Origin of the sequence: Leisingera aquaemixtae (genome assembly GCF_019801145.1) — a bacterium.
GTDB classification, from domain to species: Bacteria; Pseudomonadota; Alphaproteobacteria; order Rhodobacterales; family Rhodobacteraceae; genus Leisingera; species Leisingera aquaemixtae_A.
In genome coordinates this window covers 356768-373180 of the sequence record NZ_JAHVJQ010000001.1, presented here as the reverse complement: position 1 = coordinate 373180, position 16413 = coordinate 356768, and the positions used below count along the sequence as shown (strand labels likewise).

The 16413-nt window shown below is 62.2% G+C and carries 14 protein-coding genes; 7 read left to right on the top strand and 7 right to left on the bottom strand.

The window, feature by feature from the left end:
• Positions 1-4: 4 nt before the first annotated feature.
• Positions 5-568: a ribosome recycling factor gene (gene frr / locus KUW17_RS01840; RefSeq protein WP_222475486.1), complete on the bottom strand. Its 564-nt coding sequence runs from the start codon at positions 566-568 to the stop codon at positions 5-7.
• A gap of 261 nt (positions 569-829) precedes the next feature.
• Complete coding sequence (gene pyrH / locus KUW17_RS01835; protein ID WP_222475484.1) at positions 830-1579, bottom strand: UMP kinase; 750 nt, start codon at positions 1577-1579, stop codon at positions 830-832.
• 129 nt (positions 1580-1708) lie between these two features.
• Between pyrH and miaA the strand changes: the two genes are divergently transcribed.
• The 5 genes from miaA (at position 1709) to KUW17_RS01810 (ending at position 9389) form a co-directional block, all read left to right on the top strand.
• Positions 1709-2569 carry a tRNA (adenosine(37)-N6)-dimethylallyltransferase MiaA gene (gene miaA / locus KUW17_RS01830; RefSeq protein ID WP_222475482.1) on the top strand — a complete coding sequence of 287 codons (861 nt, stop codon included), beginning with the start codon at positions 1709-1711 and terminating at the stop codon, positions 2567-2569.
• 559 nt (positions 2570-3128) lie between these two features.
• Entirely contained in the window at positions 3129-4793 is a 1665-nt protein-coding gene (locus KUW17_RS01825) for an ABC transporter substrate-binding protein (RefSeq protein ID WP_222475480.1), read from the top strand.
• A gap of 117 nt (positions 4794-4910) precedes the next feature.
• Positions 4911-5963: an ABC transporter permease gene (locus tag KUW17_RS01820; RefSeq protein ID WP_222475478.1), complete on the top strand. Its 1053-nt coding sequence runs from the start codon at positions 4911-4913 to the stop codon at positions 5961-5963.
• 15 nt (positions 5964-5978) lie between these two features.
• Positions 5979-7196 carry an ABC transporter permease gene (locus KUW17_RS01815; RefSeq protein WP_222475476.1) on the top strand — a complete coding sequence of 406 codons (1218 nt, stop codon included), beginning with the start codon at positions 5979-5981 and terminating at the stop codon, positions 7194-7196.
• A 102-nt stretch (positions 7197-7298) separates the two neighbouring features.
• Entirely contained in the window at positions 7299-9389 is a 2091-nt protein-coding gene (locus KUW17_RS01810; protein ID WP_222475474.1) for an ABC transporter ATP-binding protein, read from the top strand.
• Positions 9390-9442: 53 nt separating this feature from the next.
• On the opposite strand, the gene KUW17_RS01805 is transcribed toward KUW17_RS01810, so the two are convergent.
• The 3 genes from KUW17_RS01805 to KUW17_RS01795 form a co-directional block, all read right to left on the bottom strand.
• Entirely contained in the window at positions 9443-9889 is a 447-nt protein-coding gene (locus KUW17_RS01805) for a sulfotransferase (protein WP_222475472.1), read from the bottom strand.
• A 289-nt stretch (positions 9890-10178) separates the two neighbouring features.
• Positions 10179-10553: a hypothetical protein gene (locus KUW17_RS01800; RefSeq protein WP_222475470.1), complete on the bottom strand. Its 375-nt coding sequence runs from the start codon at positions 10551-10553 to the stop codon at positions 10179-10181.
• A gap of 118 nt (positions 10554-10671) precedes the next feature.
• Positions 10672-11256, bottom strand: coding sequence for a lytic transglycosylase domain-containing protein (locus KUW17_RS01795; RefSeq protein WP_222475468.1), 585 nt, complete (start codon positions 11254-11256; stop codon positions 10672-10674).
• A gap of 232 nt (positions 11257-11488) precedes the next feature.
• Here KUW17_RS01795 and KUW17_RS01790 point away from each other — a divergent pair, with 232 nt between their 5' ends.
• Both KUW17_RS01790 and KUW17_RS01785 read left to right on the top strand, forming a co-directional pair.
• Positions 11489-12013, top strand: a complete 525-nt coding sequence (locus KUW17_RS01790; protein WP_222475466.1) for a single-stranded DNA-binding protein — start codon at positions 11489-11491, stop codon at positions 12011-12013.
• Positions 12014-12406: 393 nt separating this feature from the next.
• Entirely contained in the window at positions 12407-14608 is a 2202-nt protein-coding gene (locus KUW17_RS01785; protein WP_222475464.1) for a methyl-accepting chemotaxis protein, read from the top strand.
• A 78-nt stretch (positions 14609-14686) separates the two neighbouring features.
• Here KUW17_RS01785 and aroB read toward each other — a convergent pair whose 3' ends face one another.
• Both aroB and KUW17_RS01775 read right to left on the bottom strand, forming a co-directional pair.
• Positions 14687-15793 carry a 3-dehydroquinate synthase gene (aroB, locus tag KUW17_RS01780; protein WP_222475462.1) on the bottom strand — a complete coding sequence of 369 codons (1107 nt, stop codon included), beginning with the start codon at positions 15791-15793 and terminating at the stop codon, positions 14687-14689.
• Positions 15793-16383 (bottom strand): shikimate kinase, encoded by a 591-nt coding sequence (locus KUW17_RS01775; RefSeq protein WP_222475460.1) that lies wholly within the window; start codon positions 16381-16383, stop codon positions 15793-15795. The genes aroB and KUW17_RS01775 overlap by 1 nt, the downstream gene beginning before the upstream one ends.
• Positions 16384-16413: the final 30 nt, after the last annotated feature.

The following is a 16413-nucleotide window of genomic DNA, read 5'->3' as shown; positions in this document are numbered from 1 at the left end:
CCCGTCAGACCTGCATGATCTCGGCTTGCTTGGTCTCAAGCGCCTCATCCACATGCTTGATCATCTTGTCGGTCAGCTCCTGCACTTCGGCTTCCCAGAACTTCTGATCGTCTTCCGACATGCCGTCGGCCTTGGCCTTCTTGATCTGATCCATGCCGTCGCGGCGGACGTTGCGGATCGACACGCGGGCATGTTCGGCGTACTGGCCGGCCACCTTGCCCAGCTCGCGGCGGCGTTCCTCGTTCAGCTCCGGAATCGGCAGCATGATGATGGTGCCGTTGAGCTGCGGGTTGATGCCGAGGCCAGACTCGCGGATGGCCTTCTCCACCTTGCCGACCAAGCCCTTGTCCCAGACGTTGATGGTGACCATGCGCGGCTCCGGCACGTTGACGGTGCCCACCTGATTGATCGGTGTCATCGAGCCGTAAGCATCCACCATCACCGGCTCCAGCATCGAGGCAGAAGCCCGGCCGGTGCGCAGCGATGCGAATTCGGTGCGCAGGTTGGCCATCGCGCCGTCCATGCGGCGTTTCAGGTCGTCGGTATCCAGTTCAAAATCATCAGACATGCTGCTCTCTCCCCTTATCTGAGGCGGTCTTCCATTGGCTCATAAGCCATTGGAAGGCTGATGTATAGCGATGTTGGGGAGGATTTGCCGACACCGGGGCTGCAAGTTTACCCCTTGGCGGTCTTCCCCTTAATGAAAGAATTAGCCTGCCTGGCGCAGAATTCACGGCTCCGATCCGCTCTCCGCGCATGCGCCTCGGCCAAAACACACAAAAACCGCGAGCCACCAGAGGCACGCGGTTTCAGCTGGTCCAGCGGCGGTTTAGCCGTGAACCTTGGTATAGGTCCCCTCACCCGCCAGAATACCGCGGAAGCCGCCCGGCTCGTCCAGCGGGAACACAATCAGCGGCAGGTTGTTGTCGCGCGCCAGCGCGATGGCGGAGGCATCCATGACCTTCAACCGCTTGGCGAACACGTCGTCATAGCTGATTTCGTCATAGCGGACCGCATCGTTGTGCTGCGCCGGATCCTTGTCATAGACGCCGTCCACGCCGTTCTTGCCCATGAAGATCGCTTCGCACGCCATTTCGTTGGCGCGCAGGGTCGCGGCGGTATCGGTGGTGAAATAGGGGTTGCCGGTGCCGGCAGCAAAGATGCAGACCCGTTTCTTCTCCAGGTGGCGCACAGCGCGGCGGCGGATGTAGGGTTCGGCAACCTCGTCCATGCGGATCGCGGAGATCACCCGGGTGAACACGCCCAAGCCTTCCAGCGCGGACTGCATTGCCAGCGCGTTCATCACGGTGGCCAGCATCCCCATGTAATCCGCGGTGGTGCGCTCCATCCCCTGCGCCGAGCCGGACAGCCCGCGGAAAATGTTGCCGCCGCCGATCACCATGCAGATTTCGACCCCCATATCATGCACGGTTTTCACCTCGCGGGCGATGCGCTGCACAGTCGGCGGATGCAGGCCGAACCCCTGGTCGCCCATCAGTGCCTCACCTGAAATTTTCAGCATGACGCGTTTATAGGCGGCGGCCGGATCCAGTTCCGGCTTTTCGTGCGGTTGAGGCATGTTGCGCTCCAGAAGATGTGAGGGTTAATTTGCGCGGCAAAATGGAGCAATTCGCTGCCGGTTTCAATCCGCGCAGCGCGGATTCCGCGCAGATTTGCGGAACCGGACTGAGAGACGGATCACGCCTGCATGTACCTGCCTGATATCGCCCCCGGAAAACCTGTGCTGATCGCAGGCCCGACCGCCTCGGGAAAATCCGCGCTGGCGCTGGACATTGCCGCCCGCCACGGAGGCATCATCGTCAACGCCGATGCCAGCCAGGTCTATGACTGCTGGCGGGTGATCACCGCCCGCCCCTCGGCAGAGGAAGAGGCACAGGCGCCGCACGCGCTTTACGGACATGTGCCCTATAATGCGGACTATTCGGCCGGCCACTGGCTGCGCGAGGTGCTGCCGCTGCTGGACGGACCCGAACGGCTGATCATCGTTGGCGGCACCGGCCTCTATTTCACCGCACTGACAGAAGGCATGGCAGAGATTCCCGCCACCCCGCCCGCGGTCCGGGCCGCAGCCGATGCCATGACGCTTGGGGCGCTGCTTGCAGAGCTGGACCAGGAAACCGCCAGACGCATCGACCTGCAGAACCGCGCCCGGGTGCAGCGGGCCTGGGAGGTGCTGAAAGCCACCGGCCGGCCGCTGGCCAACTGGCAGGACGGCACCCCCGCCCCTGCGCTGCCGCTGCAGGATTGTACGGCGATGGTTCTGAACTCGGAAAAAGACTGGCTGGAGGCCCGCATCCGCAGGCGCTTCGGCATGATGCTCGCACAGGGCGCGATGGCAGAGATCGAGGCCATGCGCGGCCGTTACGATCCGGCACTACCCTCCTGCAAGGCGATCGGGGTGCCGGAGCTGATGGGCTATGCGGAAGGAACCCTTACGCTGGAGGAAGCCGAGGAGCGTGCCGCCATCGCCACCCGTCAGTTCGCCAAACGCCAGCGAAGCTGGTTCCGCGCCCGGATGAAGGGCTGGCATCAGGTTTCTTTGGCCTGAGACCTTCGGCTTGGTTTTCCTGACGTGGCGTCCGAGCCCTGAGCCCGCAATTGCGGTGCCTGCGACCGCCTTAGCCTGCCTCCGGCAACAACGCGATAGGCTGGCCGGGGCATGCGCGAAGGCAGCACTTGGACAGGGTTTCGCAACCGGGGGCTGCGGATGGCAATCCTTTCGGACCGGCAACCGAGTGCACTTGGGGTCCGCAGCCGCGGCCGGCGGTGCAGGTTTCCTCAAAGCAGGAACACAATAGTTTGATCCGTCAGCAGATTCCCGCCGCACCGCCAGGCGCACCCCGATCTTGCGCTGATCCCGGGCTGCATTACTGGGCAGTTTTGAACAGTATGCGGCTGCATGCCGGCCGCAATCAGAAAAGCGACGTCAAAAATGTCGTATTTTTACATGGAAACGCCGAAACTGTGCATTGACGAAAAGGCATATCTCTGCCGGAATGCGGGCATGGGGAAACTATAATCCACAACTCACACTATAATCGCCTGGCCAGCGGCTGGGCCAATACCCGTTTCGCAATAAGACAGAACGGTATGACAGGGAGACCTAAATGACCAAAGACACCATCAACGGAGCCCCGATCCATTGGGCCGCCAAGATGCACGCCAAGGAAGTGCTGGACGGCAAGCTGGACCGCCGGGAGTTCCTGACCCGCGCCACCACCTTCGGCGTCACCGCGGCGGCTGCTTACGGGATGATCGGCATGGCCGCCCCGGTTAAGGCTGCTGAAGAGAAAAAGCAGGGCGGCACCCTGCGCGTGCAGACCGAAGTCCGCCCGCTGAAGGACCCGCGCACCTTCGACTGGTCGCAGATGGCCAACAAGACCCGCGGCACCATTGAATACCTGGTGGAATACAACAATGACGGCTCTTTCACCGGCATGCTGCTGGAAAGCTGGGAAATCAACGAGGACGCCACCGTCTACACACTGAACGTCCGCCAAGGCGTCAAGTGGAACAACGGCGACGACTTCACCGCCGAAGATGTTGCCCGCAACATCGCCGGCTGGTGCGACAAGGGTCTGGAAGGCAACTCCATGGCCGGCCGCTTCGCAACCCTGATCGACAATGACACCGGCCAGGCAGTCGAAGGCGCCATCGAAGTGGTCGACAGCCACACCGTCAAGCTGAACCTGCCGGCCTCCGACATTTCGCTGATTGCAGGCATGGCCGACTATCCGGCGGCGATCGTGCATTCCTCCTTCCAGACCAATGACTTCACTCAGAACGTTGGCACCGGCCCGTTCCTGCTGACCGAGCTGGAAGTCGGCGTGCGCTCGGTTCTGGAACGCAACGACAACCACACCTGGTGGGGTGAGGCGATCTATGGCAAGCCCGCTTTGGACCGCATCGAGTACATCGACTTCGGCACCGACCCGTCCTCGTGGCTGGCGGCCCTGGAATCCGACGAAGTCGACATGCTTTATGAATCGGTTGGCGAATTCATCGATGTGATGGACGGCCTCGGCTACAAGAAGTCGGAAGTTGTCACCATGTCCTCGATCGTGATCCGCACCAACCAGCTAGCCGAAATCGATGGCAAGAAAGTCTATGCCGACAAGCGCGTCCGCAAGGCAATCCAGATGGCCGTCGACAATTCGGTCTGCCTGGAACTGGGCTATGGCGGCCGCGGCGAACCGGCTGAGAACCACCATGTCGGCCCAATCCATCCGGAATACGCCGAACTGCCGCCGCAGAAGGTTGACCCCGCTGCTGCAAAGGCGCTGATGGAAGAAGCCGGCATGATGGATTTCGAGCACGAAATCCTGTCGATCGACGACGACTGGCGCCGGAACACCACCGACGCCGTGGCCGCTCAGCTGCGCGATGCGGGCTTCAAGGTGAAGCGGACCGTTCTGCCGGGCTCGACTTTCTGGAACGACTGGGCGAAATACCCGTTCTCCTCGACCAACTGGAACCACCGCCCGCTGGGCGTGCAGATCTGGGCGCTGGCCTATAAGTCGGGCGAAGCCTGGAACGAGTTTGGCTGGTCCAACCCGGAGTTCGACGCCCTGCTGGAAGAAGCCCTTTCGATTGCTGACGCCGACAAGCGCCGTGAAATCTCGGCCAAGGGCCAGGCGCTGATCCAGGAAGAAGGCGTGACCATTCAGCCCTACTGGCGCTCGCTGTACCGCCACATGCGCGAAGGCGTTGTCGGTGCGGACATGCATGTCTCCTTCGAGCATCACCACTACAAATGGGGCTGGGCAGCCTAAGCCCGACCGGCTCCTGCTTCCCGCACCGCCCCCTTCGGGGCGGTGCTTTCCAGCTTAAAAGATAAGAGACCCGCCCCGCGAGCCGGGTCCGATCCGCCAGACTGACAGGGGACCCCAATGGGACTTTTCATTCTCCGCCGCTCGGGCGTGATGCTGCTGACGGCCCTGTGCCTGACGTTCATCGTGTTCTTCTTGACGAACCTCTACCCCAACCTCGAAAAACTCGCCAAAACCCAGGGCAACTTCCGCATGACGGATGAGGCCGTGGCCAGCTGGCTGGACAAGAACGGCCACAGCGGTTGGATGATCAGCCGTTACGGCGAATGGCTGGGCGTGTTGCCTGGCTGGACCCGCGAGAGCGAGGAAGGCATCACCGGCCGCTGCATCGCCGGTGCGGTCAGTGCAGAGGAGGCTGCAAATGCGCCAACCTTCTGCGGCATCCTGCAAGGGGACTGGGGATACTCCAGCGTTTTCAAGAAGGATGTGGCCAGCATCATCACCGAGCGCCTGCAGAACACGCTGCGCCTGATGGGCTGGGTGCTGCTTCTGATGGTCCCCTCGGCCTTGATCATCGGCGTTCTGGCCGGGATGCGCGAGGGCTCGGCAACCGACCGGGGATTGTCGACGGTCTCCATTCTGACGACAGCAACCCCCGAATATGTCTCTGGCGTTATCTTCATCGCGGTTTTCACGTCGTCCACCGTCGGCCTGAAGTGGTTCAAGGGCACCGCAACCGCGGCAACCGACAATCCCACCTTTGAAAACTTCTTCCTGCCGGTGCTGACCATCGCGCTTTACGGGATGGGCTACATCGCCCGGATGACCCGCGCCTCGATGACCGAGGTGATGACCGCGCAATACATCCGCACCGCCCGGCTCAAGGGCGTGAGCTTCCACAACATCGTCATCAAACATGCTCTGCGCAACGCGCTGATCGCGCCTTTCACCGTGATCATGCTGCAGTTCCCCTGGCTGCTGAATGGTGTGGTGATCGTGGAAACCCTGTTCAACTACAAAGGCTTCGGCTTCATCCTGGTGCAAGCTGCCGGCAACAACGACATCGACCTGCTGCTGGCTGTGTCGGTGGTGTCCGTGTTCGTTGTTCTGATTACCCAGATGATCTCCGACATTGGCTACGTGTACCTCAACCCGCGTATCCGGATCTCCTAAGGAAGGCAGCAAAGCATGGAACCTCTTAGCGCACTCGATATCACCGCGCGGATCCTCTACCAGCTGTCGCCGGTCTGGATTTCGCTTCTCATCCTCTTTGCCCTCTCTGCGGCCTTCAAGCGCCGCCTCGGGCTTTATGGCAAACTGTTCGACAGCCCCATCGGCATGATCGGTTTTGCCTTGGTCATGTTCTGGGTCTTCACCGGCATTTACGGCGCGATGGACATGATCGTGACCCACGACCCGCTGTCCCAGGTCTCGGGCATGAAGAACAAGGTGCCCGGGACCGCGGTCCGTGGCGTTGGCGAGGGGGAATACCAATGGTACCTCCTGGGCGGCGACAACCTAGCCCGCGACGTCTTCAGCCGCCTGGTCAAGGGGGCCTGGGTGGTCGTGCAGATCGCCCCGCTGGCCACATTGTTCGCCTTTATGGTCGGCATCACCCTGGGCCTGCCAGCCGGCTACTACGGCGGACGGCTGGACACCATCCTGTCGTTCCTGGCGAACCTGATCCTCGCCTTCCCGGTGATCCTGCTGTTCTACCTGCTGGTGACGCCCGAAATCGTGGCAACCGGCGTGCCGAACTACATGGCAATTGTCCTGTTCATGTTCCCCATCGTCTTCATCGGGGTGCTGCTGAACTCGCGCTATTACACCCGGCCAAAGCTGCGCAACCCGCTGATGGCCGGTGTGCTGGGCATTGCGATCTGGCTCTATCTGCAGCTGGTGTCCAACGGCGGCTACCTGATCAACACCAGCACCGGGTTCAAGATCCCGGGGCTGCCGAAGGTGCTCGATTTCTTCGACATCCCCGGCGGTATTCTGGTGGTGTTCGTCTCGGTGGTCTTCGTCAACTCGCCCACGGTGTTCCGTATCGTGCGCGGCCTGACGCTGGACATCAAAACCCGCGACTATGTGGCCGCCGCCCAGACCCGCGGAGAAGGCCCCTGGTACATCATGCTGTGGGAGATCCTGCCGAACGCCCGCGGGCCGCTGATCGTCGATTTCTGCCTGCGCATCGGCTACACCACCATCCTCTTGGGCACCTTGGGCTTCTTCGGCCTCGGCCTGCCGCCGGAAAGCCCGGACTGGGGATCGACCATCAATGACGGCCGCAAGCTGTTGTCGATCTACCTGCACCCGGCGCTGCCGCCCGCCTTTGCGCTGCTGACGTTGGTTCTGGGCCTGAACCTGCTGGCTGACGGCCTGCGCGAAGAAAGCCTGAAGGATTGATCCGAACCGGCGGGTCCGGGGGCTAGCCCCCGGACCCCCGGGATATTTGAGGCCAGATGAAAGGGATCCTGTCCCTTCCAGCCTCAACAGGGAGAAAAGAACATGAACAAACTGGCAGACTACGACGGCCCGATCCTCGAGATTAATAAGCTGTCGATCTCCTTCTTCACCCGCCTGCGCGAGATTCCTGCGGTGATGGATTTCTCGGTCACCGTGCAGCCCGGCGAGGCGGTGGGCCTGGTCGGCGAAAGCGGCTGCGGCAAATCCACCGTGGCGCTTGGCGTCATGCAGGACCTGGGCAAGAACGGCCGCATCGTCGGCGGCACCATCAAGTTCAAGGGCCGCGACCTCAGCGAGATGAGCGCCGAGGAACTGCGCGACATCCGCGGCAACGAGATTGCGATGATCTATCAGGAGCCGATGGCCTCGCTGAACCCGGCGATGAAAATCGGCAAGCAGCTGATGGAAGTGCCGATGATCCACGAGGGCGTCAGCGAAAAGGAAGCCTATCAGCGCGCGCTGGAAGTGGTGACCGACGTGCGCCTGCCCGACCCGGAGCGGATGCTGAACTCCTTCCCGCATCAGCTGTCGGGCGGCCAGCAGCAGCGGATCGTGATTGCGATGGCGCTGATGTCCAAACCGTCATTGCTGATCCTCGATGAACCCACCACGGCGCTGGACGTGACGGTGGAGGCCGCGGTGGTCGAGCTGGTCAAGGACCTGGGCAAGAAATACGGCACCTCGATGCTGTTCATCTCGCACAACCTCGGCCTGGTTCTGGAAACCTGCGACCGTCTCTGCGTGATGTATTCCGGCGAGGCGGTGGAACGCGGCTCGATCCACGACGTCTTTGACGAGATGCAGCATCCCTATACCCAGGCGCTGTTCCGCTCGATCCCGCTGCCCGGCGCCGACAAGAACTCGCGCCCGCTGGTGGCGATCCCCGGCAACTTCCCCCTGCCCCACGAACGCCCGCCAGGCTGCAACTTCGGTCCCCGATGCGACTATTTCGAAGAGGGCCGCTGCGACCAGGACATGGTGATCCCGATGTCGCCTGTGCATGGCAACGACCGGCACGAGACACGCTGCCTGAAGTTCCAGGAAATCGACTGGAACGCGCCTTTGACCGTGGGCGAGCAGAAAGAGAAGACCGCGCCGGGCAAGGTTATCCTGAAGATGGACAACCTCAAGAAATACTATGAGGTTGCTGCAAATGCCCTGTTCGGCGGCGGCGAAACCAAGGTGGTGAAGGCCAATGAGACGCTGAGCTTCGAGGCGCGCGAGTCCGAAACCCTGGCAATCGTCGGCGAGAGCGGCTGCGGCAAGTCCACGTTCGCCAAGGTGCTGATGGGGCTGGAAACCGCCACCGAGGGCCAGATCCTGCTGGACAACCGCAACATCGAGCAGATCCCGATCGAGGAGCGCGATACCAGAACCGTCTCCGACGTGCAGATGGTGTTCCAGAACCCGTTCGACACGCTGAACCCGTCGATGACAGTTGGCCGCCAGATCATGCGGGCGCTGGAAATCTTCGGCATCGGCAACTCCGAGGCGGAGCGCCGCAGGCGGATGCTGGAGCTTCTGGACCTGGTGAAACTGCCCCGCGCCTTTGCCGACCGGATGCCGCGGCAGCTGTCGGGCGGCCAGAAGCAGCGTGTGGGCATCGCCCGCGCCTTTGCCGGCGGCGCCCGCATCGTGGTGGCCGACGAGCCTGTCTCGGCGCTCGACGTGTCGGTGCAGGCGGCGGTGACCGACCTCTTGATGGAGATCCAGCGCAACGAGAAAACCACGCTGCTGTTCATCTCTCACGATCTTTCGATCGTGCGCTATCTCTCCGACCGGGTGATGGTGATGTACCTCGGCCATGTGGTGGAGCTGGGCGACACCGATCAGGTGTTCGCGCCCCCCTACCACCCCTATACCGAAGCGCTCCTGTCGGCGGTGCCGATCGCCGACACTTCAATCGAGAAAGAGCACATCGTCCTGGAAGGCGACATCCCGTCGGCGATGAACCCGCCACCGGGCTGCCCGTTCCAGACCCGCTGCCGCTGGAAGTCCGAAGTGCCGGGCGGGCTGTGCGAGAAGGAGGTCCCGCCGGTGCGCACCCTTGACGGCGGCCACCAGATCAAATGCCATCTCAGCGATGAGGTGCTGGACCGCATGAAGCCGGTGATCAAGGTCGCCGCGGAGTAAAAATACCCTTTCAAAAAACGGGCCGGGAACTTCCCGGCCCGTTTTTTTTGCTGCTAACTGCCGTGCAGCGTGTTGTCCCAGTCTTCCCATTCACGAAGCCATTCGTCGCCGTCCAGAGTTTCCTTTAGCGGCTCCAGCTCCGCAGCGTAGGCTTTCCACTTGTCCAGCGCGCCCGTGTTGATTTTCTGGCGGACTTGAACAAGCGATGCGGTGATCACTGCTTTTCTGGACTTTTCCGGAGACAGGCAACTGTCTTCCCATTCCAGCCCCGCGTGCTCCAACAGCCGGGCGATCTGAGCTTGCGGGTCACTGACCAAAGCGCGGTAGGATTGGGCTCTGAACTGGCTGCCAAGCTTGCCCTGATAGTCCCATGCAGACTCGTATTCCAGCCGGGTCATCTCGCCCAGCCAATCCATCCGTTGCGTAAACGCATTCCCCTCAGCAAAGTCAGCCATAATGTTGGACAGGCCGGTATCCAGCGGATGACGGGACACGAACACGAACCGCGCGTCAGAACCGGCAGCAAAACCTGCAGTGCCCGGGCAAAGCGGCCTGTTTTCATCAGCCCGCTGCAGCGCCGACTGCCTACTCTGAGCCTTGCAGATGATCCGTCGAAATCGGTGATTGCTTCATGAAGTGCCCAAGCCCTCAGATTTTGGACATATTCTGGGGAACCTGCCTCAAAAAAATGGAAGCAATGGCACGGTCTCGCAGGTAAAACCCCATCCGCTGTACTTCCAATTGCAGATGAAGCCTTTCTGCGCTCCGCGCTCTAGCAACCGGTCAGGTTCAGCTCAGCAGCAGCACCACGATCATCAGCAGGTTCATCGAGGAAAACTGCATCAGACGCGGCGCCCGCTGCCCCTTGACCGCCGCAAGCAGGGCCGCTGTCACCGATGCCGCCAGCCCGGCCAGCGCCAGGCCGCCGCCGATGACACCGGCAAGCCCCGCATCCAGTCCCCAGGGCACCCCGGGCAGGAACATGCCCTTGAGCCCGGTGCCGATCAGAATGCCTGTCACAGCCCCTGCCAGGCTCAGAACGGCACTGCGCGGCTGCCGCGGCAGCCGGCCTGCCAGCACGCTGTCGATCATCTGGCGGGTCGGCACAGCGCTTGGCTGCCAGTTGATCCGTTCAATGCGCTCGTCAAAGCTGTTGATATACAAGGCAATTCCTCCAGGTCCTGGAGGCAGATTTACGAAAAATTAAGGCAAATGCTTGACACTCCGGCGGAGTTAACGGGGCATTAACGGAAGTTGCCCGCAGGTTAACCGCTCCGCTGTGTCAGCTGCCCCAGATCTTTTTCACGTAGTTCTGGGTTTCCCTGTAAGGCGGGACGCCGCCGTATTTCTGCACTGCTTCCGGCCCGGCGTTATAGGCCGCCAGCGCCAGCCGCCAAGACCCGAACTTGCGGAACTGCCGCGCCAGATAGCGCGCGCCGCCCTCCAGGTTCTGCTTTGGCACCGCCGGGTTGACTCCCAGCGCCCGCGCCGTGGCCGGCATCAACTGCGCCAGCCCCAGCGCCCCCTTGTGCGATTTGGCATTCGGGTTCCAGTTGCTTTCCTGCTGCACCAGACGCAGGAACAACTCCTCCGGTACGCCATGCTGGCGCGCGGCATCCCGTGCCATCTGCAGATACTGGCCCCGGTACTTGCCGCTGTAAGGAAGTGTGCCGGCTGCGGACGGAATGCTGAAGGTCTTGGGCTGCAGCCGGGCGGAGTTCTTGTACTGCGTCGCGGCGCGGCCATCCAGAACCCTGGTATGAGCCGCAAACAGGTCCCGCCGGTTCTTGGTGCTTAACATTTCGGCGGCCGCAGGCTGCCCTGCCCCGATCACGGCAATAACCAATCCCGCAACGGCTTTGCGCATTTCCGCTGTCCCGACACTGTCCCACTTTGCGCGAATATAACGAATGCGGGACAAATTTAAAGCTTCACAGGCGAAAGCTGCCGTCATTGCCGCGTAAACAACCGCAAAACCATCCCCAGAGAGCTGCTTTCCACACCCTGCCCGGGTCTATAGTGTGCATGGAAATCAGCGCAGACGGATTCGCAGCCGCATGCTGCTGGACAAGATTATCAAGAACAAAGGACCCAACCCTATGGCCGGCTCACTGAACAAAGTCATGCTCATCGGCAACCTGGGCCGCGACCCCGAGGTGCGCAGCTTCCAGAACGGCGGCAAGGTATGCAACCTGCGCATTGCCACCTCTGAAACCTGGAAAGACCGCAACACCGGCGAGCGCCGCGAGAAGACCGAGTGGCACTCTGTCGCGATCTTCAACGAGGGTCTGGTGCGGGTGGCCGAGCAGTATCTGCGCAAGGGCTCCAAGGTTTATGTCGAAGGCCAGCTGCAGACCCGCAAATGGCAGGACCAGAGCGGCCAGGACCGGTATTCGACCGAGGTCGTGCTGCAGGGCTTCGGCTCCACCCTGACCATGCTGGACGGCCGCGGCGAAGGCGGCGGCGGCGGTGGTTACGGCGGCGGCCAAGGCGGCGGCAGCTATGGCGGCGGCAGCCAGGGCGGCGGCTACGGCGGCGGCTATGACAGCGGATCGCAAGGCGGCGGCGGCAACTTCGGCGGCGGCGCGTCCCACAACATCGACGACGACGAAATCCCGTTCTAAGCCTGACAGGGCGAATCGCAAGACCCAGGCGGTTTCGCGCCGCAGCCCTCCGGCCCCTCGGCCGGGGGGCTTTTCTTTGTTAACGGTGTCTTTTCGCAGACTTCACGAAAGACCTGTGCCCCCTGGCCGACACAGTGTGGCGGCCCGCTGCTTCCTTACTCTCACGGTGCTGCAATGGTGCGATTCGCCTTTGGAAGGGCAGTAGTTTAGTTTTATATTTCAATAATTTATGCAATGACACCCGTAGCCTGCACACATTCGGCCGCAATATAGGCCAGCGGCCCCAAGCGCTTCTGCCTTTTACGGCCTGCTTACCAAGCCTAGGCAAAAATTAAGACATATCACGGATGGTGAATAGGTCGATCGTGAAAAGGTACATCAAGGATTCAAGATATGGGTATGCGTTTTTTGCAGCATCTCTCGATCAAGACCAAGATCGGAATGCTTCTGGCGGCACCGCTGCTTCTCAGCCTTTGGTTCATCGGGCAGACCCTGCTCGATCTGCAGCGAAAGGCGCAGGTTAATACGGTCCAGGCCGGCGAGGTGCTGGAGCACATGAGCAGCTTGGTCCACAATCTGCAGCTGGAGCGCGGGCTGAGCGCGAGCTACCTGGAAAGCGCAGCCAAGGCGCCGCCGGAAAAGCTGATCAAGGTCCGGCAGGCGAATGACGCCAAGATGGCGGCCTATCTCGAGGAGATCAGCCGCATTGATCTGGAGGCCATGCCGCCTGAATCCGTGCAAGCGGTCCGGTTTGCCAAGTCCGAACTGGCCCGCAAAAAGAACATCCGCCAGAAAATCGACACCCACTCCCTGAAGCTGAAAGCGCTGATTGCCTACTATACCGACCTGAATGACGCACTCATTCAAACCGGCCTCGCCATGGCCAAGGGTATTGATGATCCCCGCATCTCGCAGGAGGCGGTGGCCCTGTCCTTCTTCATGCGCGCAATCGACGCCGCGGGGCTGGAACGCGCGGCAGGCGCTGTAGGCTTCAAGCACGGCTGGAAGCCAGAAGACCGGGAAGCCTTCTTTGCCGATCATGAACTGTTCAAGGAACGCCTGCGCACATTCAAAAATTTTGCAACCGCCGAGGACCGGGATGCCGTTAAAGGCCTGTTCGCGGATCCTGCAATGAAGAAATTCGATGAGCTGCGCGAAACAATCCTGCACGGCAACGGCGGCGAAGGCGTCAGTTCAGAAGACTGGTTTGCCGCTGCAACCAAGGCGATCGAGGTGCTGCAGAAGAAGGAGATGCTCCTGATCAAGCACCTGGAGCGCGACATGGCCGCCTTTGACGCGCACAACAAGCTGCTGCTGACAGAGATGGCAATCTTTGCCGTGGTTCTGCTGGCCGGCGTTCTGCTGCTCAGCCTGGTGATCGCCCGCGACATGACCAGGGGGCTGTCGGTCCTGAACGTGGCGCTGCACAAGCTTGGCTCCGGCGAGACCGAAGTTGAAGTCCCCGGCGCGGCCCGGCGTGATGAAATCGGCGACGTTGCCCGCAACGTTGTGGACCTGCGCACCGTTACCCAGCGCAAGCAGGAGGAGCGTATGCAGGAGGAGAGGGAGCGCCGCGAGGAAATCCTATCCGTCACCCGCAGCATCGGCCGCGCGCTCTCTGATCTGCAGCACAAGCGGCTGGACAACCCGATCGAAGAACACTTCCCCTCGGAGTTCAAATCGATCCGGATGGATTTCAACGACTCGCTGACTTCACTGAGCGCCGCGGTCTCCGTGATTGCGGAACTCACCAGCAGTGTCGACGAAAGCACCAAATCCATTGCAGAGGCATCCATGGACCTGGCCCACCGCACTGAGGCGGAGTCCGCAACGCTGGAGAAGACTACCCACGCGATGGGAGAACTGACCGGCAGCGTCCAGCGGTCCGCCGAGAACGCCGGCCGTGCCGAAGAACTGGCAGACAGCGCCCAGCATGACGTCAAATCCTGTGATGAGGTGGTCAGGGACACCATCGCCGCAATGGACAAGCTGCAAGAATCCTCGCAGGAGATTTCCCAGATCACCAAGGTGATCCAGGACATCGCCTTCCAGACCAACCTGCTGGCGCTGAACGCCGGGGTTGAGGCCGCCCGCGCAGGCGAGGCAGGCCGCGGTTTCGCGGTTGTCGCCTCCGAGGTTCGGATACTGGCGCAGCGCTGCGCCGATGCGGTTCAGCAGATCGACGAGCTGACCGCCCGCAGCTCCGACCAGGTCAAAAACGGTGCGGCGCTTGTGGATCAGGCCGGCCAGGCGATGGCCGCCGTGAACCAGCAGGTCGGCGAGATTTCCTCTCTGGTGGTCGAGATTGCCGGCAACATGAAGGAACAGTCGGCGCAGATGAGCGACGTCAACACCGCCGTGGGCGAACTGGAGATGATGGCACAGCAGAACGCCGCCATGGCCGAGCAGACCACCGCGGCGACCACCTCGCTGTCCGACCAGGCGCAAGAGCTGCGTGAGCAGGTGACTCAGTTCACCATCGGCACGGCCTCAATCCCCCTGCCCGCGCCCGCAGCGCAGCCGCCGCTTGCCATCGGCTTCGATGCAGACGGCGACGGCTGGGATCAGGACCTGGGCAGCAGCAACGCCGCCTGACCCGTCCGTTTACCAGCACAAACACTAGAGGGCAGCCTCAGCGGCTGCCCTTTGACTGTCTGCGGCCTGCGGCCCGGTTCAGGCGCCCGCGCTGCGCAGAACCTCCAGCACCGCATCCGGCGGCACATCGCCGGTCACGAAGGCCTCGCCAATGCCGCGCGCCAGAATGAACCGCAGCTGGCCGGCAACCACTTTCTTATCCTGGCCCATCAGGTCCAAAAGCGCCTCTGCCCCGGGCAACTCGCCCGGAATATCGGCCAGATCGGTTTTCATGCCCATCGCCTTCAGATGCGCCCGCACCCGGCTGGGATCTTCCTGCGAGCACAGGCCGAGCTTGGACGACAGCTCAAACGCCAGCGCGCAGCCGATAGCCACCCCCTCGCCATGCAGCAGCCGGTCCGAGTACCCCGTGGCGGCCTCCAGCGCGTGGCAGAAGGTATGGCCCAGATTGAGCAGTGCCCGGTCGCCCTGCTCAGTCTCGTCGCGCACCACGATGTCGGCCTTCATCTGAACCGAACGCGCCACCGCCTCGACCCGCGCCGCCACATCGCCTTCGGCCAGCGCAGGGCCGTTCGCTTCGAGCCAGGCAAAGAACTCCGCGTCGCCCAGCAGGCCGTATTTCACCACTTCGCCATATCCGGACAGGAAATCGCGCGCTGTCAGGGTTTCCAGCACAGAGGTGTCCGCCAGCACCAGCGACGGCTGGTGGAAGGCGCCGATCAGGTTCTTGCCCTGCGGCGCATTGATGCCGGTTTTGCCGCCCACCGAACTGTCGACCTGCGCCAGCAGCGAGGTCGGGATCTGCACGAACCGCACGCCGCGGCGCAGCACTGCGGCGGCAAAGCCCGCCAGGTCGCCGATCACGCCGCCGCCAAAGGCAACAACCACGTCGCCCCGTTCCACTTTCTGCTCCAACAGCCATTCGACCGACCGGGTGAACTGCGGCCAGCCCTTGGTCGCCTCGCCCGGCGGCAATGCCAGTGCGGTCATCTCCACCCCGGCGGCGGCCAGCCCAGCACGCAAGCTTTCCAGGTGCTTCTCCGCCACGGTTTCATCCGTCAGCACCGCCACCTGCGGCCGACTCAAGAGCGGCTTGATCCGCTCCCCCGCCTGCGCCAGCAGGCCCGGGCCGATCACAACATCATAGGCGCGATCGCCCAGGGGCACATGAACCGTGCGCTCCATCAATTCCACTCCAATACATCGGGGCGTGCCTTCAAGGCATCCAGCACGCGGTCCACCATGGTTTCAATCGAGGCCTGCCCGTCCGAGACCACCGACACATCCGCCTTGGCATAAAGCGGCACCCTCTGATGATACAGGTTGCTGAGTGTCGCACGCGGGTCGGCCGTGCGCAGCAGCGGCCGGGTGTCGCGATGGCGCACCCGGTTCCACAGCACCTCAAGGTCGGCGTTCAGCCAGACCGAGACGCCCTTGGCGGTGATCACCTGCCGGTTCTCCTCTGCCAGGAAAGCCCCGCCGCCGGTCGACAGCACGCCGCGCTCTTCTTCCAGCAGGCGCGCGATCACCTGGCGCTCCTTCTGGCGGAAGAAAGGCTCGCCATCGCGCGCGAAAATCTCCGGAATGGTCATGTTGGCGGCGGCTTCGATCTCGTGGTCGCTGTCCAGAAACGGCGCATTCAGCCGGGCCGCCAGCGCCCGGCCCACGGCGGTCTTGCCGGCCCCCATCATGCCCACCATCACGATGGTCTTTTTCAATTTCCCCGGCACCGGCGCTGCTGCCTTCTGGCCGCTGATTTGCTCTTTTTCGCTCATTCTTCAGTGAATGACGTGATCTTGCCGAAA

Coding starts and splice junctions, on each gene's coding strand:
- KUW17_RS01790 (WP_222475466.1), top strand. CDS start 11,489: ATGGCCGGCTCACTGAACAAAGTCATGCTCATCGGCAACCTGGGCCGC.
- aroB (WP_222475462.1), bottom strand. CDS start 15,793: ATGGAGCGCACGGTTCATGTGCCCCTGGGCGATCGCGCCTATGATGTT.
- KUW17_RS01825 (WP_222475480.1), top strand. CDS start 3,129: ATGACCAAAGACACCATCAACGGAGCCCCGATCCATTGGGCCGCCAAG.
- miaA (WP_222475482.1), top strand. CDS start 1,709: ATGTACCTGCCTGATATCGCCCCCGGAAAACCTGTGCTGATCGCAGGC.
- KUW17_RS01795 (WP_222475468.1), bottom strand. CDS start 11,256: ATGCGCAAAGCCGTTGCGGGATTGGTTATTGCCGTGATCGGGGCAGGG.
- KUW17_RS01775 (WP_222475460.1), bottom strand. CDS start 16,383: ATGAGCGAAAAAGAGCAAATCAGCGGCCAGAAGGCAGCAGCGCCGGTG.
- pyrH (WP_222475484.1), bottom strand. CDS start 1,579: ATGCCTCAACCGCACGAAAAGCCGGAACTGGATCCGGCCGCCGCCTAT.
- KUW17_RS01820 (WP_222475478.1), top strand. CDS start 4,911: ATGGGACTTTTCATTCTCCGCCGCTCGGGCGTGATGCTGCTGACGGCC.
- KUW17_RS01810 (WP_222475474.1), top strand. CDS start 7,299: ATGAACAAACTGGCAGACTACGACGGCCCGATCCTCGAGATTAATAAG.
- frr (WP_222475486.1), bottom strand. CDS start 568: ATGTCTGATGATTTTGAACTGGATACCGACGACCTGAAACGCCGCATG.
- KUW17_RS01785 (WP_222475464.1), top strand. CDS start 12,407: ATGGGTATGCGTTTTTTGCAGCATCTCTCGATCAAGACCAAGATCGGA.
- KUW17_RS01815 (WP_222475476.1), top strand. CDS start 5,979: ATGGAACCTCTTAGCGCACTCGATATCACCGCGCGGATCCTCTACCAG.